Origin of the sequence: Pseudoalteromonas sp. DL2-H2.2 (genome assembly GCF_021532535.1) — a bacterium.
GTDB classification, from domain to species: domain Bacteria; phylum Pseudomonadota; class Gammaproteobacteria; order Enterobacterales; family Alteromonadaceae; genus Pseudoalteromonas; species Pseudoalteromonas rubra_A.
The window spans coordinates 63,531-83,520 of record NZ_JAKGBD010000007.1 but is presented as its reverse complement, the minus strand read 5'-3'; the positions used below and the strand labels follow the sequence as shown (position 1 = coordinate 83,520).

Annotated in this window: 20 protein-coding genes and 1 tRNA gene; 5 read left to right on the top strand and 16 right to left on the bottom strand. The window is 47.0% G+C overall.

The features are described 5' to 3' along the window. From L1285_RS13460 to gyrA, 15 genes are all read right to left on the bottom strand, one after another. A complete protein-coding gene (locus L1285_RS13460) occupies window positions 1–618 on the bottom strand; it encodes an FKBP-type peptidyl-prolyl cis-trans isomerase (protein WP_046004379.1) in 618 nt (205 codons plus the stop codon). A 154-nt stretch (window positions 619–772) separates the two neighbouring features. Continuing rightward, window positions 773–1,141, bottom strand: coding sequence for a hypothetical protein (locus L1285_RS13455; protein WP_235412743.1), 369 nt, complete (start codon window positions 1,139–1,141; stop codon window positions 773–775). Between the two features lie 51 nt (window positions 1,142–1,192). After that, window positions 1,193–1,283: transfer RNA gene (locus L1285_RS13450), tRNA-Ser, on the bottom strand. A 123-nt stretch (window positions 1,284–1,406) separates the two neighbouring features. Then, window positions 1,407–1,778, bottom strand: a complete 372-nt coding sequence (locus L1285_RS13445) for a hypothetical protein (RefSeq protein WP_235412742.1) — start codon at window positions 1,776–1,778, stop codon at window positions 1,407–1,409. A 201-nt stretch (window positions 1,779–1,979) separates the two neighbouring features. Further along, a complete protein-coding gene (locus L1285_RS13440) occupies window positions 1,980–2,417 on the bottom strand; it encodes a nucleoside deaminase (protein WP_235412741.1) in 438 nt (145 codons plus the stop codon). 138 nt (window positions 2,418–2,555) lie between these two features. Continuing rightward, window positions 2,556–2,969, bottom strand: a complete 414-nt coding sequence (locus L1285_RS13435) for a hypothetical protein (protein WP_235412740.1) — start codon at window positions 2,967–2,969, stop codon at window positions 2,556–2,558. A gap of 357 nt (window positions 2,970–3,326) precedes the next feature. Next, window positions 3,327–4,037, bottom strand: coding sequence for an orotidine-5'-phosphate decarboxylase (pyrF, locus tag L1285_RS13430; RefSeq protein WP_235412739.1), 711 nt, complete (start codon window positions 4,035–4,037; stop codon window positions 3,327–3,329). A 35-nt stretch (window positions 4,038–4,072) separates the two neighbouring features. Beyond that, window positions 4,073–5,236 (bottom strand): lipopolysaccharide assembly protein LapB, encoded by a 1,164-nt coding sequence (gene lapB / locus L1285_RS13425; protein ID WP_046004373.1) that lies wholly within the window; start codon window positions 5,234–5,236, stop codon window positions 4,073–4,075. After that, a complete protein-coding gene (locus L1285_RS13420; protein WP_046004372.1) occupies window positions 5,229–5,495 on the bottom strand; it encodes a lipopolysaccharide assembly protein LapA domain-containing protein in 267 nt (88 codons plus the stop codon). Before L1285_RS13420 ends, lapB begins: the two co-directional genes overlap by 8 nt. Window positions 5,496–5,510: 15 nt before the next feature. Continuing rightward, window positions 5,511–5,801 carry an integration host factor subunit beta gene (gene ihfB, locus L1285_RS13415; protein WP_046004371.1) on the bottom strand — a complete coding sequence of 97 codons (291 nt, stop codon included), beginning with the start codon at window positions 5,799–5,801 and terminating at the stop codon, window positions 5,511–5,513. Between the two features lie 58 nt (window positions 5,802–5,859). After that, window positions 5,860–7,527 (bottom strand): 30S ribosomal protein S1, encoded by a 1,668-nt coding sequence (gene rpsA / locus L1285_RS13410; protein ID WP_125717586.1) that lies wholly within the window; start codon window positions 7,525–7,527, stop codon window positions 5,860–5,862. Window positions 7,528–7,623: 96 nt separating this feature from the next. After that, entirely contained in the window at window positions 7,624–8,331 is a 708-nt protein-coding gene (gene cmk, locus L1285_RS13405) for a (d)CMP kinase (protein WP_235412738.1), read from the bottom strand. Window positions 8,332–8,548: 217 nt separating this feature from the next. Further along, on the bottom strand, window positions 8,549–9,826 hold the full coding sequence (gene aroA / locus L1285_RS13400) for a 3-phosphoshikimate 1-carboxyvinyltransferase (RefSeq protein ID WP_235412737.1): 1,278 nt from the start codon (window positions 9,824–9,826) through the stop codon (window positions 8,549–8,551). Continuing rightward, on the bottom strand, window positions 9,826–10,908 hold the full coding sequence (serC, locus tag L1285_RS13395) for a 3-phosphoserine/phosphohydroxythreonine transaminase (RefSeq protein WP_235412736.1): 1,083 nt from the start codon (window positions 10,906–10,908) through the stop codon (window positions 9,826–9,828). The genes aroA and serC overlap by 1 nt, the downstream gene beginning before the upstream one ends. 146 nt (window positions 10,909–11,054) lie before the next feature. Beyond that, window positions 11,055–13,718 carry a DNA topoisomerase (ATP-hydrolyzing) subunit A gene (gene gyrA / locus L1285_RS13390; RefSeq protein WP_235412735.1) on the bottom strand — a complete coding sequence of 888 codons (2,664 nt, stop codon included), beginning with the start codon at window positions 13,716–13,718 and terminating at the stop codon, window positions 11,055–11,057. A gap of 182 nt (window positions 13,719–13,900) precedes the next feature. Between gyrA and ubiG the strand changes: the two genes are divergently transcribed. From ubiG to yfaE, 5 genes are all read left to right on the top strand, one after another. Then, window positions 13,901–14,611: a bifunctional 2-polyprenyl-6-hydroxyphenol methylase/3-demethylubiquinol 3-O-methyltransferase UbiG gene (gene ubiG, locus L1285_RS13385; protein ID WP_235412734.1), complete on the top strand. Its 711-nt coding sequence runs from the start codon at window positions 13,901–13,903 to the stop codon at window positions 14,609–14,611. Continuing rightward, window positions 14,608–15,255 (top strand): HAD family hydrolase, encoded by a 648-nt coding sequence (locus L1285_RS13380; protein ID WP_235412733.1) that lies wholly within the window; start codon window positions 14,608–14,610, stop codon window positions 15,253–15,255. The genes ubiG and L1285_RS13380 overlap by 4 nt, the downstream gene beginning before the upstream one ends. A gap of 366 nt (window positions 15,256–15,621) precedes the next feature. Then, the gene (gene nrdA / locus L1285_RS13375) at window positions 15,622–17,907 is read left to right on the top strand and encodes a class 1a ribonucleoside-diphosphate reductase subunit alpha (protein ID WP_235412732.1); all 2,286 of its coding nucleotides are present in this window, start codon (window positions 15,622–15,624) and stop codon (window positions 17,905–17,907) included. 51 nt (window positions 17,908–17,958) lie between these two features. Next, complete coding sequence (gene nrdB, locus L1285_RS13370) at window positions 17,959–19,089, top strand: class Ia ribonucleoside-diphosphate reductase subunit beta (RefSeq protein WP_046004363.1); 1,131 nt, start codon at window positions 17,959–17,961, stop codon at window positions 19,087–19,089. Beyond that, window positions 19,089–19,361 (top strand): class I ribonucleotide reductase maintenance protein YfaE, encoded by a 273-nt coding sequence (gene yfaE, locus L1285_RS13365; RefSeq protein ID WP_046004362.1) that lies wholly within the window; start codon window positions 19,089–19,091, stop codon window positions 19,359–19,361. The genes nrdB and yfaE overlap by 1 nt, the downstream gene beginning before the upstream one ends. On the opposite strand, the gene L1285_RS13360 is transcribed toward yfaE, so the two are convergent. Continuing rightward, a complete protein-coding gene (locus tag L1285_RS13360; RefSeq protein ID WP_125779992.1) occupies window positions 19,353–19,877 on the bottom strand; it encodes a YaeQ family protein in 525 nt (174 codons plus the stop codon). The two genes, yfaE and L1285_RS13360, sit on opposite strands and share 9 nt — an antisense overlap. Window positions 19,878–19,990 lie beyond the last annotated feature (113 nt).

Below are 19,990 nucleotides of genomic sequence, written 5' to 3'. Positions count from 1 at the left end.
TTATAGTACTTCTAACAGCTCAACATCGAAGATCAATGTTGAGAAAGGTGCGATTGATGCACCGGCACCACGCTCACCGTAGGCAAGGTCATGTGGTACATACAGACGCCATTTTGAGCCAGCAGGCATTAGCTGTAGTGCTTCAGTCCAGCCTTTGATAACGCCATTTACTGGGAACTCTGCAGGCTGACCACGCTCGTAAGAGCTGTCGAATACGTTACCGTTGATCAGAGTACCGTGGTAATGCACACGAACAGTTGAATCAGCTGCTGGCTTGTCGCCTTCACCTGTTTCGATTACTTCGTACTGCAGACCAGACTCGGTTACTGTGATTTCAGCGCGCTTGGCATTTTCTTCCAGGAATGCAGTGCCTTCAGCAGCCAATACTTTAGCTTCTTCTTCACGACGCTGTTGAATTTCTGCATTGATTTTTTCGAATGCAGCCTGGATCTCAGGGATCTCGACACGGAATGCTTCACCGGCGTAGGCATCTTTCATACCTTCAAATACCGAGTTCAGGTTCAAACCTTCAAACGGGTTAGACTTAAGCTGCTCACCCATTTGCAAACCAATACCATAACTTGCCTTTTCAGCATCTGTGTTGAATAAATCTGACATATTAGATCCACTTATTTATCAGTTTAAAAGAAGCGGCAGTGTATCACAGCACACAGATGACTAACAGGGAGGCGGATAACTTTATAGAAACAGCTGGATTGGAGGTAATGTGCAGGCAGCCTGACTGCCTGCGAATCTTGTGAGTGGCTTGCGCCTATTGCGTTTTGCTGTAACTTTTCTGTTTGAACTCTCTGACGATGAAAGTGGCAAACGGCAAACTGAGCGTCAAACCTATGATTAACTCGTTACTGTACCCTGCCAGGCGCTCAGTAAAATAACAGCCGAAGCCAACGACGCCAAACGCAGCAATGACCACACTGGCAATCATAGGAAACAGCTTTTCATACTTAGTGATGATGTGTCCGACAAGCAAGTTGAATATGAAAGTGTATAGCAAGGTGATACCGATACTGGGATACGCCTGCCCGTCAATTGCCAATACCAAAGCAGCCTGCAGGCCACTCAAATAAAAGAAACTAAAAATCACCCATAACGAACTATGAATAACAACTTGCTTAGTCATCACTGCCTCCGAACGAAAAAAACCGCCGTATAGGCGGTTTTGGGAATGAGGTGGCGGAGAGATAGGGATTTGAACCCTAGATACGCTATTAACGTATGCCGGTTTTCAAGACCGGTGCTTTCAACCACTCAGCCATCTCTCCGTTGTTGGCGCGCATTCTATGGTGACGAGGGAAGAAAGTAAAGCCCTAATTCAGTTTTTTGCAAAACTCTTTGCCTGAATGGGCAAACTTTAAACAAACCTGTGCTCACATACTAACGCAGCGCTAGTAATACTGTTTAGGTCTTCTTGCAACCCAGGCACCGATAATGCTCAACACAATACACATAACAACCACCAACGCCATATCAATGAGCCCCTGCTTGGGGTCCATCGCTGGGTACAGTTGTTCTAACAATACTGGGATAACGGACATGACGGCAACGCAACTGAGTACCTTAAACGCCCGGCTGAAATCAAACCGTCGACTGTAATTCATCCAGCTGGTTAACACGAGTAAGAAACACACTGGAGATACGAGTGCCAACCAAGCCTCACTGATATGCGGCAGTATAACGCCCGTTGAAATACACCCTAATACACCCCAGACAATCCAGGTCCACCAATTCTCCCGCTCTTTTAAAAATAGATTGCCCATGACTATTCTTCTTATAATTGTGCTCTGAGACTGCTAAGCTTTAGCCTAACAAACAATCAGGTCACAAAACAACCGTAGAACGAATAATTCCAGGACCAAGTTCCTATTTTAATTACTGAGCACCAAGTTATAGCCGTCGACAGCTCAGCTCAACAATAGTGGCTACCCCTTAAGGGCAAAACAATAGAGGTATGTACAAGCCTACTCGCCAATGTCCTCATTCCACAGATCGGGGCGAGATTTAATAAACTCATCCATCATGGAGATGCACTCGGCGTCCTGACGCACTTCCAGGTTGACGCCGTGCTCGCGAAGCAATGCCTCGCTGCCCATAAAGTTCTTGTTTTCACCGATTACCACATTGGGAATGCCGTATAACATAATGGTTCCGGAACACATAGGACAAGGAGACAGCGTGGTATATAAAGTACACTCTTTGTATACCGAAGCACTCAGGCGCCCGGCATTTTCCAGTGCATCCATTTCGCCATGTAAAACCGTACTGCCCTTTTGCACTCTCTGATTATGACCCCGGCCGATTATTTCTCCTTTGTGGACCAGTACAGATCCAATTGGGATCCCGCCTTCATCAAGCCCTTTTTTCGCTTCTTCAATCGCCGCGGCTAAAAACTTATCCATGGTTGCACTCCTGATATTGATTACTGCATATTGAAGACCCTGTATCCTCAATCACGTTCAAACTAGCACGCAATTGAGGACAAAATAAGAATAATCTAATTAGGACGCATATGCTTCTAACGCCAGTAAATTAATCGCTCAGCGCTGTGGCTGATATCTGTACTGCTGGTTAAGTTGCTGGGCCTGTATATCGTCGATGACCCCTTGCTTGTTTAAAACGGCAATAATTGAACCGGGCTTTCGAGCGAGCTCCCCCGCAATCCTGTCAATCTCTGTATTGCCTTTATACAGCGCTATAACCTGTTCTATATCTGTGTCTGACCAGGGTAAACCGTAATTTTTCGGCAACCCTTTCTCGAGGTTTTCCTGCTGCTTTTGAGCCTGGGTTTTCTTTACTTTTTTCGCTTTTGGCTGCCACTGTAACGACTGGAAAAGCGCCCTGATCACATCAGGGTGGTTATAGGGCGAATGTGCGGGCAGGATCTCTCCGGTGATGGGGTCAATACCATTAGCCAAGCCATGCACTATGCTGGCCACTTGTTGTTGGTCCATATCTGCTCCTTGATATTGATACTGATGCCATAATATAAACTTCCTGTAACAATATTAGTGTAGCAGGCTAATAGATATTGGGTCGTTTTTTCGAATCTTAATTGAGTAACCAACTTAAAGTGGGCATGGGGTGATAGCGAACTGCCTATTCAGCGTGCTCTTTACAGACGATGAAATAGGGTAAATTACACCGCTCTCGCGTCATACTACCGCAGAGGCCTCGACATATAAATTGAACAGGTATCAAGTGAAATTAGTGTAATAGGAAATGCGATAGTTGCCCTAGTCCATTGAGTTAGCACAACAAGACCAGCTACCTGAAGTTAACCGGTCTGAAAAGTGATATTAGGTTTGGGTTTAAAGACCCTTAATTGACTCGTTGATGGCGCCGAGGGCCTGAACCGGATCGGCCGCCTGGGTGATAGGTCTGCCCACGACAAGGTAATCGCTACCCGACTTTATTGCCAGCTCAGGCGTCATGATACGCTTCTGATCTCCGGCATCACTCCCGGCAGGACGGATCCCCGGAGTAACCAAACAAAAGTCGTCACCTAATGCTGCTTTAAGGGACTGCGCTTCCTGAGCTGAGCACACGACACCATCCAGCCCGGACTCTTTTGCCAGCTTTGCTAAGTAAAGCACCTGTTCTTGCGGTGTTTTGTCTACGCCCAGCTTGCTGAGCTGTGCCTGATCCATGCTGGTCAAAACTGTCACCGCAATCAGCAACGGGGCTTTATCGCCGTACGCTTCAAGTGCCTGCTTAGCTTTGCTCATCATCTCAGTGCCGCCACTGGCGTGCACGTTGACCATCCATACACCCAACTCAGCCGCTGCTGTGACAGCCTTTGCAACTGTGTTTGGAATGTCGTGAAACTTTAAATCTAGGAATACATCAAACCCTTTATCAATCAGTTTAGAGACAAACTGAGGGCCAAAGTAGGTGAACATTTCCTTTCCGACCTTGAGTCGACATTCATTCGGAGAAAGCTGGGATACAAACGCCAGCGCAGCAGCTTCATTGTCGTAATCCAGTGCGATCAGCACCTTTTTCATTTCAGTATTTGACATAGTTGACCTATTTCGCCTTGTAAAATGTCGATATTTTAATACCCGTCCACGCCCTGACTTGGCAAGATTGACTCCCAAGACTTACAGGAGGGACATAACCAATAGAGTTTGTGGCTGGTAAAGCCACAATTTCTACACTGGTAATCTGGCTTAGTTGCAACATAAGCAGATACCAGATTGTCTACTTCATTTAATACGGACTGAAACTTATCCTGCTTAGTGGCCAGTAGCTTGAGCAGAAAACTGAACCCCCGAATAGAAGGCTCGCGTTTCAGGCTGTCAGTAAGGTACTCAACTGCCTGTTGAGCATGCCCTGCTTCAACCAGCCCTTCGCAGTGTTTTATTTTTACCAGTACACCACTGGTTTTTAGCAAGTCATTGACCAGTGCATGAAACTCATGCTCAATACTAAGGCGCTGATAGCACACCTGCAGATCTTGCAGTACAAGCGGAATGGCGCAAGGAAACTGAGACACCAATTTACGCCAATAGTAAATGGCTTTCACGTTATCTTCTTTACCAAGCGCATCATGGCCTAATTCATAGAGGGGTCTGATCGTCGTTTTGGGTAGCTTAAGCGCACGCTCCAGGTAATCGGTGAAATGATCTGTACTTTGATTTTCTGAAGCCTGATACTCCAGTGCGGCTTCACAGTAAAAATTAGCAATGGCGGCGCAGTAGACTTGCTCGGTAAAGAGTTCTGCGTGGCTTTCGTACATGCTCACGCCTTTTTGCCAATCCCGGGTTTGCGAATACAGCTGAATAATAGGCATCAATGCCTCTTCATAGTCGGCCTTAACCAGCTCAACCAGGTGTTCCTCGGCGCTGTCTAGTAAACCAGCCATAATGTAATCTTCTGCAAGCGCCAGTTTACAAGATTGAATCACCTGAATGTCCAGACTTGGCTGCTTTAGAAGTAGTTCGTGGATGCGGATGGCCCGGTCGAGTTCACCTCTTTTGCGGAATAAGGTGGCGAGTATGAGGTAGTGCTCAACGGAGTCAGCACTGACCTCTAATAATTTTATCAGGTGCTCAAGGCCCTGATCTTCTTCTCTATCTAAAAGAAACTTTAATCCTTTACTGTACTCCGAGGTAATTTTTCGGTTTTGTTCATGGGCTTGATTCTTGGCGCTGTTTTTCCCCATAACGTAGCCATAAGCAGCTGCGACGGGAAGCAATAGGAAAAGTAGTTCAATCATTTACGGCTGTGCGCTGTGTCGATTGATTAACTCTCTGTTGCTGGCGAATTTGCCTTTTTAACTGCGTTATTTTGCCAATGCCCAACAACAACCCTAATACCAAACCGAATACCACACATAGGCTCATTAAGCTGGCCAACGGCACTTCTGAACTGGCAATGATGTAGTCAACTTTTACCAACGCTGGGTTTTGTGTTCCCAGCACAAAAGCGATTACCACCAGTATCAAAAATAGTCCTTTTCTAACTACCTGGATCAAGCGTTACCTCTATAATCAGCTTTCTAGACTGGCGTTGACGCGATCGCGAAGCTCTTTACCAGGCTTGAAGTGAGGTACGTACTTTCCATCCAACTCAACTGTTTCACCAGTTTTAGGGTTACGGCCTGTACGGGGTGAACGGTAGTGGAGTGAAAAGCTGCCAAAGCCGCGGATTTCGATGCGATCTGAGCTTGAAAGTGACCCTGCCATTTGCTCTAAAATCTCTTTTACCGCATTTTCAACGTCTTTGACTGGAACGTGAATATGTTGCTCAGCAAGTTTTTCGATTAGTTCTGACTTTGTCATAGCGTTTCCTTTAGATAAAAAAGAAGGGCAAAAGTGCCCTTCTATTCAAGACTGGATATTAGTCTTTTTGAGCGTTTTTGAAAGCTGCAGCCATTGCATTTTCAAATGCTGGCTCTTCTTTCTTCAGCTTCTCAAGCGCTTCTTTCTCTTCAGCTTCGAAGATAGCTTTAACAGATAGGCTGATAGTACGGTTCTTACGATCAACACCTACAAATTTAGCTTCAATTTCGTCGCCTGCAGAAACAACGCTAGTTGCGTCTTCGATGCGCTCTTGTGCGATGTCAGCAACACGGATGTAGCCTTCAACGCCTTCGATAAGCTCAACAGTTGCGCCTTTCGCGTCAACGTCTGTCACTTTACCTTTAACAATAGCACCTTTTTTGTTTGCGTCCAGGTAGTTATTGAAAGGATCAGCTTCGATTTGCTTAACGCCTAGTGAGATACGCTCACGCTCTGGGTCAACCTGAAGAACGATTGCAGAGATCTCGTCGCCTTTCTTGTATTCACGTACAGCTTCTTCGCCAGGCGTGTTCCAAGAAATGTCAGACAGGTGTACAAGACCGTCGATACCACCGTCAAGACCGATGAAGATACCGAAATCAGTGATAGACTTGATCTTACCAGTAACTTGGTCGCCTTTGTTCTGTAGACGAGCAAATTCCTGCCAAGGGTTAGCTTTACACTGCTTAAGACCAAGAGAAATACGACGACGCTCTTCGTCGATTTCAAGAACCATAACTTCAACAGTGTCACCTAGTGAAACAACTTTTGAAGGGTGGATGTTCTTGTTAGTCCAGTCCATTTCAGATACGTGTACCAGACCTTCTACGCCTTCTTCGATTTCAACGAAACAACCGTAGTCAGTTAGGTTAGTAACACGACCAGTTAGCTTAGCGCCTTCTGGGTAACGACCAGCGATAGCTGCCCAAGGATCTTCGCCAAGTTGCTTAAGACCTAGAGAAACACGTGTCTTCTCTTTGTCGAACTTAAGTACTTTAACTGCGATCTCGTCACCAACATTTACGATTTCACTTGGGTGCTTAACGCGCTTCCAAGCCATGTCAGTGATGTGAAGTAGGCCGTCAACACCGCCCAGATCTACGAACGCACCGTAGTCTGTTAGGTTCTTAACGATACCTTTAACTTCTTGACCTTCAACAAGGTTAGCCAGCAGCTCTTCACGCTCTTGTGAGTTTTCAGACTCGATAACAGCACGACGAGAAACAACTACGTTGTTACGCTTCTGGTCAAGCTTGATTACTTTGAACTCAAGCTCTTTACCTTCAAGGTGTGTTGTGTCACGTACTGGACGAACGTCAACAAGTGAACCAGGTAGGAATGCACGGATTGAATCAACTTCAACTGTGAAACCACCTTTAACTTTGCCGTTGATGACACCAACAACAGTTTCTTGTTCTTCACAAGCTTTCTCAAGGCGGATCCAAGCTTCGTGACGCTTCGCTTTCTCACGAGAAAGGATAGTTTCACCGAAACCATCTTCGATAGCGTCTAGTGCAACATCTACTTCGTCGCCAACAGCAACTTCTAGTTCACCAGCAGCATTTTTGAATTGCTCTGCAGGGATTGCACTTTCAGACTTAAGGCCAGCATCAACAAGAACGATGTTGTTCTCGATTGAGATAACTGTACCTTTAACGATAGAGCCTTGCTCTGCTTCAAAACCCTTTAGGCTTTCTTCAAATAACTGCGCAAAATTTTCTGACATACTAAATACGTCTCATAAATAAACATTCCAATTAGCAACCATGCTGCATGGGGTGGTTAATATAACGTCGGCTTCCTGCCAACGCGGTAAAAAAATCTAGCTTGATGCGGGCAACTTGCCTGCGGCAATTGCCTCTTGAACTAAAGTGATGACTTTTGCAAACACTTGTTCTGCATCTAATTCAGTCGTATCGACCACGACAGCATCGTCCGCAGGCACCAAAGGCGCGACTTTGCGGTTCATATCACGATCATCACGAGCTTCAATCTCGCTCAAAAGACCATCTAGTGTAACATCCAGGCCCTTATCCTTCAACTCCAGATAACGACGCTTTGCACGCTCTTGTGCGCTGGCTGTTAAATAAATTTTCAACTCAGCATTTGGGAAAACAACCGTGCCCATATCCCTGCCATCAGCAATCAGACCACTTTCACTTCGAAAGGCTCTTTGACGACGCAGTAATGCTTCACGAACCCGAGGTAATGCGGCGATTTTTGACGCTGCTGCGCCCACTTCCTCATTGCGGATCGTATGTGTTACGTCCTCACCTTCAAGGATCACTTTAATTTTTTTTGTAACGCTATCGATTGGAAACTGAACATCCAAATTAGCGGCAAGCGGCACTAAGGCCTCTTCGTTATCGAGTGCAATATGATGATGAATAGCGGCCAAAGACAATACGCGATAAATAGCGCCACTATCCAAAACGTCCCAATCGAGCTTCTCAGCTAACAAACGACAAACCGTTCCTTTACCCGAGCCGCTCGGGCCGTCCACGGTGATTACTGGCATGACAGCCTGCATTTAAACCTCCCGAAATGCACACCAAAAATTAACGCCGGTATTATACGCAAGTTTGCTGAATAGATCCTTATTGACATGTAACTTTTTGTTTGATTTTAAATTTACGACAGCGCGTTGGCGGGAATATGGGGCCAGGTAGGCAGTCAATAATTAAAACTGACTGCCCAAAACCGGGTAAACTGGTGTGTTCAGGACAACAGATATAACCGGGCAGGTATCACTGACTTACTGAAGATAACACCTCAAAATAAGTCGGGAAAGTTTTCGCCGTACAACCAGGGTCATTGATGATCACATCAAACCCACCAACGGCAACCATGGAAAAGCACATCGCAATACGGTGGTCATTGTAGGTGTCTATCTGTGCCAGATTAAACGTATCAGGCGGGGTGATTTCGATGAAATCGTGCCCTTCAGTTACTTCAGCACCGACTTTCCTGAGCTCAGTTGCCATGGCATACAGGCGATCGGTTTCTTTCACGCGCCAGTTATAGATATTACGAATAGCAGTTTTACCTGTGGCAAACAAAGCCACTGTTGCCAGCGTCATAGCCGCATCCGGTATGGCGTTTGCGTCAATATCGACCCCTTTCAGCTCGCCTTTGCGGACAACCAGCTTTTCATCATGCCAGTCAATCACAGCCCCCACCTGCTCCATCACCTTGGCAAAACCAATATCGCCCTGCACGCTCTTGCGTCCAACGCCATTAATTTCTATCTCACCACCGGCGATGGCAGCGGCGGCAATAAAGTAAGAAGCAGAGGATGCATCCCCTTCTACCATGATGGCGCCCGGAGACACATAACCTTGCTGACCTTTCACATGAAACACCTGATAATTATCATGGCTGACGGTGACACCAAACTGTGCCATCACGCCCAAAGTAATATCAATATAAGGCTTGGAAACCAGCTCCCCTTTGATCCTTATTGTGGTGTCTTTGACAAACAAAGGGGCAGCCATCAGCAATGCCGTCAGAAACTGGCTTGATATGCTGCCATCAATTTCAACTTCCCCCCCTTCAATTGCACAACCATTAACCTGTAGCGGCGGGTAGTCTTGGTTTTTCAAATACTGGATGTCCGCCCCCAGTGCATGTAAAGCATCCACCAGGTGACCAATCGGTCGCTCTTCCATACGCGGCTCGCCGATCAGCGTAAACTGGCCCTGACTCGCTGCCAACACAGCCGTCAGCGGCCTGAATGCCGTACCCGCATTGCCCAAAAATAAGGCTTCTGAAGGCGTTTTGAAGCGCCCGCCTTTCCCAAAGACTCGGGCTGAGGTTTTATCTTCATTGAGCTCTACTTCCACCCCCATCTGAGCAAGTGCCTGAAGCATGTGGTGAATATCATCACTGTCGAGTAAATTATTCACTTGCGTGACGCCGTCACACAACGCAGCCAGCAGTAACACTCGGTTTGATAAGCTCTTTGAACCTGGCAGCGTGACACTGCCATTAACCTTGTCTATGGCGTTTAACCTCAGTTGTTCCATCAGCTGTTCTCCTGCGCAAATTTTTCCATAAATGCGATCAGTGCTTTGATGCCTTCAATGGGCATCGCGTTGTAAATGCTCGCACGCATACCACCAACGAAACGGTGGCCTTCCAGTGCTATCAGACCATGTTCCTGCGCCTGTGCCAGGAATTGCTCATTCAAAGACTCATCATGCAACCAAAATGGGACATTCATCAGTGAACGACAATGCTTGGCTACCTTATTCAGGTAGAAAGAAGAGCTATCGATGTAATCGTACAGTAGTGCGGCTTTTTCTTTATTGTGTGCTTCCATCGCCTTAACGCCACCAATGGACTCAAGGTATTTGAATACCTCGGCGGCCAGGTACCAGGCAAACGTCGGTGGCGTGTTATACATGCTTTGTTGCTGCGCTTCGATTGCGTAATCCAAAATAGCCGGTCTCGGTAGGCCTTTGCGCTCAAGCAGCGTTTTGCGCACAATCGCGATGCTTAAACCCGATGGACCAATGTTTTTCTGTGCACCTGCGTAAATTAAGTCAAAGTCATCTACGTTCATCTCACGTGACAGAATGTTTGACGACATATCCGCGACGATTGGCGCCGTCGGATGCTTTGGCACCTCGAATAATTCAATTCCGTCGATGGTTTCATTCGGGCAGTAATGAATGTATGCGGCGTTGTCAGGTAGTGCCCACTGAGAAACAGGCAGCACGTCGAACACGCCATCCTGATCACGGCGAATATCGATAGACTCAACCTGAGTGAACTTTTGACCTTCTTTGGTCGCACCACAAGACCAGATCCCATTTTCGATGTATACCCCAGGTGCATCGTCCTGGTGCAGGTTAAGAGGGACCGCGGCAAAATGGCCACGACCACCACCGTGCATAAACAGCACCTCGAATTCATCCGAAATATTCATCAGACGACGTAGGCTTGCTTCGCATTCACGCGCCAGTTCTAAAAACGGTGCCGAACGGTGGCTGATCTCCATCACAGAGACCCCCAGGTTTTGCCAGTTAATAAATTCTTGTTGGGCTTTTTTCATAACAGCAGGTGGCAACATCGCCGGGCCCGCACAAAAGTTATAAACGCGCATAGTTTCCTCATTCCAGTTTTTATACTGCCACAGGCAGTGTGCTTACTTATTTTGTGAACGCACAGGATATGACGCCTGTACGCCCAAATGATGTGTGTCGAAATAATAAAAAAGCGGCCTAAGCCGCTTTTTTGTCTTGAACCAGATTACTCCGGTGCCTGCTCGTCAGTGTCAGGCGTTTCAACAAGCTCTGCTTCCCCTTCCAGGGTGTCGTCGATTTCGATCTCTTCGATACGTTGTAAACCAACTACCTGCTCGTCGTCAACCGTTCTGATCAGAATAACGCCCTGAGTGTTACGCCCAACAGTCGATACTTCGTTCACGCGGGTACGTACCAGCGTGCCTCGGTTCGAAATCAGCATGATCTCGTCGTTGTCCTGAACCTGAACAGCACCCACTACACGGCCGTTACGTTCAGTTACCTTGATGGAAACCACCCCTTGCGTTGCACGGCTCTTAGCCGGGTACTCATCAAGTGGCGTGCGCTTACCATAACCATTTTCGGTGACAGTCAGAATCGCACCATCGTTCTTAGGCACAATCAGTGAAACCACTTTGACGTCATCCGGCATCTTAATGCCGCGTACACCAGTCGCAGTACGACCCATTGGGCGCAATGCCAGCATTTCTTCACCGGTTTCCGAGTCAATCTTCACTTCGCCAGTTTCAGCGTCGCGCAGCTTCTCGTTAAAGCGTACAACTTTGCCGTGATCAGTGAACAGCATGATGTCGTTAGTGCCATCTGTAATATCCGCACCAATCAGGCTATCACCATCATTGAGGTTGATGGCAATAATACCGCTTGCACGCTGGCGGCTATATGCTGTTAATGGCGTCTTCTTGACCACACCATTGGCCGTGGCCATCAAGACAAACTTATCTTCTTCATATTGCTTAACCGGCAATATCGTGGTGATTCGCTCATCCGCTTCCAGCGGCAGTAAGTTAACAATCGGCTTACCACGCGCGGCACGCGATGCCAGTGGCAACTGGTACACTTTCAACCAGTAAAGGCGACCAGAAGTCGAGAAGCACAAAATTGTATCGTGGGTGTTGGCTACCAGCAGACGCTCAATGAAGTCTTCATCCTTCATCTTAGTAGCAGCTTTACCTTTACCACCACGACGCTGCGCTTCGTAATCAGACAGAGGCTGATATTTCACATAGCCTTCGTGAGACAAGGTCACAACCACATCTTCTTCGTTGATCAGATCTTCCAGGCTAATGTCGTGCGCTGCTGCAGAAATCTCAGTACGACGCTCATCGCCATAGTTTTCTTTAATTTCCGCCAGCTCGTCACGGATCACTTCCATCAGACGATCAGGTGAAGACAAAATCAACAACAGCTCTGCGATTAAATCCAGAAGCTCCTGATATTCGCCCAGGATCTTTTCATGCTCAAGGCCTGTTAGCTTGTGTAAGCGTAAATCAAGAATAGCCTGAGCCTGTTGCTCTGACAGATAGTACTGGCCATCACGGATCCCCAACTCAGCATCAAGCCAGTCTGGACGCGCCACATTCTCTTCGCCAGCACGCTCCAGCATAGAACGTACTGAACCCAGCTCCCACGGGCGCGCTGTCAGCGCCGCTTTGGCTTCTGCTGGTGTCGGTGACTTACGGATCAGTTCAATGATAGGATCGATGTTCGCCAGCGCAATCGCTAAACCTTCAAGCGTGTGCGCACGATCACGTGCTTTACGCAAGTCATAAACGGTACGACGCGTTACCACTTCACGGCGGTGAACAATAAAGGCTTCAAGCATTTCTTTAAGGTTGAAACACTTAGGCTGGTTGTTATCCAGCGCAACCATATTGATACCAAACACAGTTTGTAGCTGAGTTTGAGCATACAGGTTGTTCAGAACAACTTCGCCCACTTCACCACGTTTGATCTCAATAACAATACGCATACCGTCTTTGTCAGATTCGTCACGCAGTGCGCTGATCCCTTCTACCTTCTTGTCTTTAACCAGCTCGGCGATTTTCTCAATCAAACGCGCTTTGTTAACCTGATATGGGATCTCATTGACAATGATGGTTTCTTTGCCGGTTTTCTCATCGGTTTCGATTTCAGCACGGGCACGGATATAGACTTTACCACGGCCGGTTTTATAAGCCTGCTCGATACCTTTTTTGCCATTGATGATAGCTGCAGTCGGGAAATCCGGACCCGGAATATAATCAATCAACTCATCGATGGTGATATCCGGGTTTTGGATCACAGCCAAGCAGCCGTTGATCACTTCAGTCAGGTTGTGAGGCGGAATGTTTGTCGCCATACCAACCGCGATACCAGACGAACCATTCACCAACAGGTTAGGTACTTTTGTTGGTAACACATCAGGAATTTGTTCTGTGCCATCGTAGTTTGGCACGTAATCAACGGTTTCTTTTTCCAGGTCTGCCAACAGCTCGTGAGACATTTTCGCCATACGCACTTCGGTATAACGCATTGCCGCCGCGGAGTCACCATCGACTGAACCGAAGTTACCCTGGCCATCTACCAGCATGTAACGCAGTGAAAACGGTTGTGCCATACGAACAATGGTATCGTAAACCGCACTGTCACCATGCGGGTGGTATTTACCGATCACGTCGCCCACAACACGGGCCGATTTTTTATAAGGTTTGTTCCAGTCGTTACGCAACTCGTTCATTGCGAATAACACGCGACGGTGTACAGGCTTCAGGCCATCGCGGACATCCGGTAACGCACGTCCAACGATAACGCTCATCGCGTAATCAAGGTAGGAATTTTTCAATTCGTCTTCGATATTGACCGGGAGGATTTCATTGGCAAGATCAGTCATTTAATACCACTTTCCTTCAGAGTCTTTCCCTTTTGTGTCACACTATGGACATCAAAAGGCTCAATTATTATTAGTTCGACTGGGGATACTATCATAGTTTCTGGGTTAATGCAGTGGCTAAATGACTCGGAAATTTCATCCAATACCGATAGAATGCCCTCAGTTCAACGAGGAAGTTTTTTATGACCGAACATCAAAATGTAGATTTAAGTGAAATTGCCAAGTTTGAAGAGATAGCTGAGCGCTGGTGGGACCGCGACGGTGAATTTAAACCTTTGCATGACATCAACCCGCTACGCTTAGACTTTATCAATGACCGTTGTGGTGGCTTGTTTGAGAAAAAAGTACTGGATGTGGGCTGCGGCGGCGGCATTCTGACGGAAAGCATGGCCAAAATGGGTGCCAAAGCACATGGTATAGACCTCGGTCAGGAGCCGCTCAATGTAGCCAAATTGCACGCGCTTGAAGCCGGAGTCTTCATTGACTATCGCAAAGTATCAGCCGAAGAGTTCGCAGCGCACCATAGTGAACAGTTTGATGTCGTTACTTGCATGGAAATGCTTGAGCATGTGCCCGACCCGGCCTCTATTGTTGCCGCAGTGGCAAAAGCAGCCAAACCCGGCGCCGATGTGTTTTTCTCCACACTGAATAAGACCCACAAAGCCTTTTTGCTGGCCGTTGTTGCCGCTGAGCGTGTACTGAAGATGGTGCCACCGGGTACCCATGACCACAATAAATTCATTCGCCCTTCTACTTTAATTGGCTGGGCAGAAGCCGAAGGGCTGAAAGTACGACGCGCTGCCGGGATTAACTACAACCCCTTTGGTAAAACCTTTACGCTGAGCGATGACGTCAGTGTGAATTACCTCCTCCACTTCGAGAAGCTCGCATGACACAGGCTGTAATTTTTGACCTCGATGGTACCTTGCTCGATACCCGTGATGACCTGGGTGCCGCACTTAACGATGTATTGCAAAGACATGGCATGCCACAAGTAGAGCCTGCAGCTTATAGTCCTGCTATCTCAAATGGTGTGAAAGCGCTATTGGAAGTTGGCTTTGGCGATAAGCTGAGCGAGTTCGACTTCGAGATGCTCAAACAACAGGTGCTCGACTACTACGCGCAAAATCTGGCGGTGCACTCACGCTGTTTTTCAGGCGTTGAATCACTCTTAGAGACACTTGCACATAAGGGGATAAAAACGGGCATTATGACCAATAAGCCGACTTTTCTGACTCTGCCTTTGCTGGAGCAGATAGAGGCACTAAACGACATTGAGGTCGTTGTCTGCGGCGATACCTTAAGCGTTGCCAAACCACACCCAGAACCTCTGCTGCTCGTCGCCGAGAGATTGGGCGTGGACCCAGAGCAATGTATTTATGTGGGGGACGCAGCACGCGATATTGCCGCGGCGAAAGCAGCGGGTATGCGTTCAGCCGCAGCCTTATGGGGATTCATTCCATCCCTTAAAGAGGCACAAAGCTGGTCTGCGGATCTGGATCTTACTAACCCAGAATCACTATTTTCTCATATTTAGTGCCTTTAATAATAAAACACCACTATATGTTGTGTTTTATACTATATTGAGAACAAACTTGCGCAGAAAAAAAACAGTCGTGCAATTTGCGAAAATTTCTTAAAAAAAGCGAAAAATCGGCTGACGCGAGTTGATTTTTTTTTGCTTACTGGGATGTTGGATAGCAGAAGGTTAGTATTCACTAACATAGAAATATTATCCCTATGTTATCCACAATCCATGGAAAGTTGTTCTATTGCAAAATGGTGATAACCCCACTATCTTGTGATCCTCTTTCTAGCAGACACCATATATAGTGGTGAAATGCTAAGCAATTATGAATATGCGATGACAATTACCGCATTCCGGGGGAATACAGGCGTAGCTATGAACCAACAATTATCTGTCAGTAAACGTAACGGCCGTAAAGAGCCGCTTGATTTAGATAAAATTCATCGAGTGATAAACTGGGCTGCCGAAGGCCTGAATAATGTGTCGGTTTCTCAGGTAGAGCTTAAGTCTCACATTCAGTTTTATGATGGTATTCGCACAGAAGACATCCATGAGACTATCATCAAAGCAGCTGCCGATCTGATCTCAAAAGATACACCAGACTACCAATATCTTGCGGCGCGTCTTGCTGTATTCCATTTGCGTAAGAAGGCCTATGGCCAGTTTGAGCCGCCTCATCTTTACGACCACGTGACTAAATTGGTTGAAGACAAGCGCTACGATGCAGGTCTGTTGACCGATTATACCCGCGAAGAATATGAGCAACTAAACGACTTCCTTGATCATGACCGTGATATGTCGTTCAGCTATGCTGCGGTAAAACAGCTGGAAGGTAAATACCTGGTTCAGAACCGCGTTACTGGCGAAATCTACGAAAGTGCGCAGTTTTTGTATATTCTGGTTGCAGCCAGCCTGTTTTCTGATTATCCAAAAGAAACGCGCCTTGACTACATCAAGCGTTTTTACGACGCGGTGTCTCAGTTCAAGATCTCGTTACCGACGCCTATTATGTCGGGCGTACGTACACCAACGCGTCAGTTTAGCTCATGTGTATTAATCGAAACGGCAGATAGCCTAGATTCGATTAACGCCACCTCGTCTGCCATCGTAAAATATGTCAGTCAGCGTGCCGGGATCGGTGTCAATGCAGGTCGAATTCGTGCGCTGGGTAGCCCTATTCGCAATGGCGAAGCATTCCACACAGGTTGTATTCCTTTTTATAAACACTTCCAGACAGCTGTAAAGAGCTGCTCTCAGGGTGGCGTACGTGGCGGAGCAGCAACGCTGTTTTACCCGCTTTGGCACCTGGAAGTTGAGAACCTGCTGGTACTGAAAAATAACCGTGGTGTTGAAGAGAACCGGGTAAGACACCTTGACTACGGTGTACAGTTCAACAAAACCATGTACACGCGTCTGATCAAAGATGATTACATCACACTATTCAGTCCGTCAGATGTACCGGGCCTGTATGATGCCTTCTTTGAAGATCAGGACAAATTTGAGCGCCTGTACGCACAGTACGAGCAGGACGAGTCAATCCGTAAGAAACGCATTAAAGCACTTGAGCTGTTCTCTATGTTTGCGCAGGAGCGTGCCAGTACAGGCCGTATCTATCTGCAAAACGTAGACCACTGCAACACGCACAGTCCGTTTGATGCCAAAGTTGCGCCTATCCGCCAGTCTAACCTGTGTCTGGAAATTGCGTTGCCGACTAAGCCATTGAGTCACGTTAATGACGAAGAAGGTGAAATTGCACTGTGTACCCTGTCTGCATTTAACCTGGGTGCCATCAGCAGCCTGGATGAACTCGAAGAGTTAGCTGAGCTGGCCGTTCGTGCACTCGACAACCTGCTAGACTTCCAGGACTACCCTGTCCCAGCGGCAAAGAATGCCACTATGGGACGTCGTACACTGGGTATTGGTGTCATAAACTTTGCCTACTACCTGGCTAAGAATGGCGTGAAATATTCAGATGGCAGTGCCAACGGCCTGACGCACAGAACATTTGAAGCCATTCAGTATTACCTGATGAAAGCGTCTAACAAGCTGGCTCAGGAACGTGGTGCATGTCCTAAATTTAATGAGACGACTTACGCAAAAGGCATTATGCCAATCGATACCTACAAAAAAGATGTCGACACTATTTGTAGTGAGCCACTGCACCTGGACTGGGATGCACTGCGTCAGGACATCATGCAATACGGTATGCGTAACTCAACCTTGTCTGCACTGATGCCGTCTGAGACCTCTTCTCAGATCTCAAATGCAACCAATGGTATTGAACCACCGCGTGGTCACATTAGCGTTAAGGCCAGTAAAGATGGTATCCTTAAACAAGTCGTGCCTGAGTACGAGCGATTGAAGAATAACTACGAGCTATTATGGGATATCCCGTCAAACGATGGTTATTTAGGTCTGGTAGGTATTATGCAAAAATTCGTCGACCAAACAATTTCGGCAAATACCAACTACGATCCGACTAAGTTTGAAGGCGGTAAAGTACCAATGAAGCTGTTGCTCAAAGATCTGCTTACTGCATATAAACTGGGCGTAAAAACCCTGTATTACCACAACACCCGTGACGGTGCATCGGACGCTCAGGACGAAATGAAGCCTGAGGCTGAAGACGATGATTGTGCAGGCGGCGCTTGTAAAATCTAATCTTGGTTAGCGGGTATTTTACCCGCTCTTTTTTGGTGTCGAGAATTATCTATGTCGTATTCTACGTTTAACAGAACCCACAACAATCAATTACAGGAGCCGATGTTTTTCGGTCAGTCTGTTAATGTGTCCCGTTATGATCAGCAAAAATACCCTATTTTTGAAAAACTGATCGAAAAGCAACTGTCTTTTTTCTGGCGTCCCGAAGAAGTCGATGTCAGCAAAGACAGATTGGATTTCCAGGCACTACCAGAGCACGAAAAGCACATTTTCCTGAGTAACCTGAAGTACCAAACTCTGTTAGACAGTGTTCAGGGCCGTTCTCCAAACGTGGCTTTGTTGCCAATCGTATCGATCCCTGAGCTGGAAACCTGGATTGAGACCTGGGCATTCAGTGAAACTATTCACAGCCGCTCATACACTCACATTATTCGTAATGTGACAAAATCCCCTGAGCTTATCTTCGATGATATCGTCGAGAACGACAAGATCAGTGAGCGTGCAGAGGCCGTGACTAAGCACTATGACGAGTTAATCGAGAAGGTTTCTCTGTACAATCTGTACGGTGAAGGTAAGCACGAAATCAACGGCGAGACAGTGCACATTAACCTGTTTGAGCTGAAAAAAATGCTTTATCTGTGCATTATGTCGGTGAACATTCTGGAAGCCATTCGCTTTTATGTGAGCTTTGCCTGTTCATTTGCGTTCGCTGAGCGTGAGCTGATGGAAGGTAATGCTAAAATCATCAAGCTGATCGCCCGCGATGAAGCACTGCACTTGTCTGGTACTCAGCACATTCTGAACATTATGCAGGACGGCAAAGACGATCCAGAAATGGCCATCGTTGCTGCGCAATGTCAGGAGCAGGCAATTCAGATGTTTGTCGAAGCCGCAGAGCAGGAAAAGGAATGGGCGGAATACCTGTTCAAAGACGGTTCTATGATTGGCCTGAACAAAGACATCCTGTGCCAGTATGTTGAATACATTACCAATGTCCGTATGACCGCGGTGGGTTTGCCGGCGCAATTTGAAAGTAACAGCAACCCTATCCCCTGGATCAATGCCTGGCTGGTGTCTGACAATGTTCAGGTTGCCCCACAAGAAGCCGAGATTAGTTCATATCTGGTTGGTCAGATTGACTCAGAAGTCGATGCCTCAGACTTTGGTGATTTTGACCTGTAATGACGGACAGGCCAGTCAAAAAAATCTTTCTTGACCCAGAAAAGGAGCCGCTGTTACATGCGGCTCACTCCCCTTCACTGCTTGCTACACTAGAAGCGAATCAAGTTGAAGTTGCCTATCAATGCCGCGAGGGGTTTTGTGGTGCTTGTCGTGCCAAGCTTTGCCGGGGAAAGATAGCCTACAACCAGGAACCACTCGCGTTTGTGCGTGACGGAGAAATTTTACTTTGTTGCAGTAAGCCCGTGACCGATGTGATCATTAAGCTAGTGTAGTTTAATGATCTCACTTTGATAGTAGTCTGCTTTATCACTGACGCTTATCACGCCATTATCAATCATCACATCCCAGTGCAGACTGCGTGACAGTGCCCCAGCCAGCTGACTCACAAAGTCCGCGGATAAAGAAAAAATACGGATGTCCTGCATCGCTATCAGGTGGGGGGAAAGGTCTTTATACCAGGCGTCTGCGTCGGCCACCAGACAGACCACTTTATTTGCATGCTTACGATACTTTTGCAGCTCACTCAGGCTAGGCTCACCAACATACAGCGCAACGTCAATTTGCCCATGCGCATTTTCAAGCCAGACATCGGGCTGATTTTTCTCTCTCACCCCCAGCCAGTGCACGTTATCCAGGTACGATAAGCCACAGAAACCGATTAGCTTCAACACAAAGTGCTCCAGCGTTTCGGCTTTTTGCAACGCGGCGGTGAACACTTCCTGATGATGTGCATGATGAAACAAGTCTGCAATGTTCATCCGCACTTTAAAAACAAAGAGATCAGCCATGATTTATCCGTCCGAACCTAGCACTTTAACTATATGAAGCCGTCAAAATAATGCAAACTTGCAGATATAGTATAACATCATTGATACCGTAATAGTGCGGTGTTATATTATTG

Coding starts and splice junctions, on each gene's coding strand:
- L1285_RS13460 (WP_046004379.1), bottom strand. CDS start 618: ATGTCAGATTTATTCAACACAGATGCTGAAAAGGCAAGTTATGGTATT.
- L1285_RS13455 (WP_235412743.1), bottom strand. CDS start 1,141: ATGACTAAGCAAGTTGTTATTCATAGTTCGTTATGGGTGATTTTTAGT.
- L1285_RS13445 (WP_235412742.1), bottom strand. CDS start 1,778: ATGGGCAATCTATTTTTAAAAGAGCGGGAGAATTGGTGGACCTGGATT.
- L1285_RS13440 (WP_235412741.1), bottom strand. CDS start 2,417: ATGGATAAGTTTTTAGCCGCGGCGATTGAAGAAGCGAAAAAAGGGCTT.
- L1285_RS13435 (WP_235412740.1), bottom strand. CDS start 2,969: ATGGACCAACAACAAGTGGCCAGCATAGTGCATGGCTTGGCTAATGGT.
- pyrF (WP_235412739.1), bottom strand. CDS start 4,037: ATGTCAAATACTGAAATGAAAAAGGTGCTGATCGCACTGGATTACGAC.
- lapB (WP_046004373.1), bottom strand. CDS start 5,236: ATGATTGAACTACTTTTCCTATTGCTTCCCGTCGCAGCTGCTTATGGC.
- ihfB (WP_046004371.1), bottom strand. CDS start 5,801: ATGACAAAGTCAGAACTAATCGAAAAACTTGCTGAGCAACATATTCAC.
- rpsA (WP_125717586.1), bottom strand. CDS start 7,527: ATGTCAGAAAATTTTGCGCAGTTATTTGAAGAAAGCCTAAAGGGTTTT.
- cmk (WP_235412738.1), bottom strand. CDS start 8,331: ATGCAGGCTGTCATGCCAGTAATCACCGTGGACGGCCCGAGCGGCTCG.
- aroA (WP_235412737.1), bottom strand. CDS start 9,826: ATGGAACAACTGAGGTTAAACGCCATAGACAAGGTTAATGGCAGTGTC.
- serC (WP_235412736.1), bottom strand. CDS start 10,908: ATGCGCGTTTATAACTTTTGTGCGGGCCCGGCGATGTTGCCACCTGCT.
- gyrA (WP_235412735.1), bottom strand. CDS start 13,718: ATGACTGATCTTGCCAATGAAATCCTCCCGGTCAATATCGAAGACGAA.
- ubiG (WP_235412734.1), top strand. CDS start 13,901: ATGACCGAACATCAAAATGTAGATTTAAGTGAAATTGCCAAGTTTGAA.
- L1285_RS13380 (WP_235412733.1), top strand. CDS start 14,608: ATGACACAGGCTGTAATTTTTGACCTCGATGGTACCTTGCTCGATACC.
- nrdA (WP_235412732.1), top strand. CDS start 15,622: ATGAACCAACAATTATCTGTCAGTAAACGTAACGGCCGTAAAGAGCCG.
- nrdB (WP_046004363.1), top strand. CDS start 17,959: ATGTCGTATTCTACGTTTAACAGAACCCACAACAATCAATTACAGGAG.
- yfaE (WP_046004362.1), top strand. CDS start 19,089: ATGACGGACAGGCCAGTCAAAAAAATCTTTCTTGACCCAGAAAAGGAG.
- L1285_RS13360 (WP_125779992.1), bottom strand. CDS start 19,877: ATGGCTGATCTCTTTGTTTTTAAAGTGCGGATGAACATTGCAGACTTG.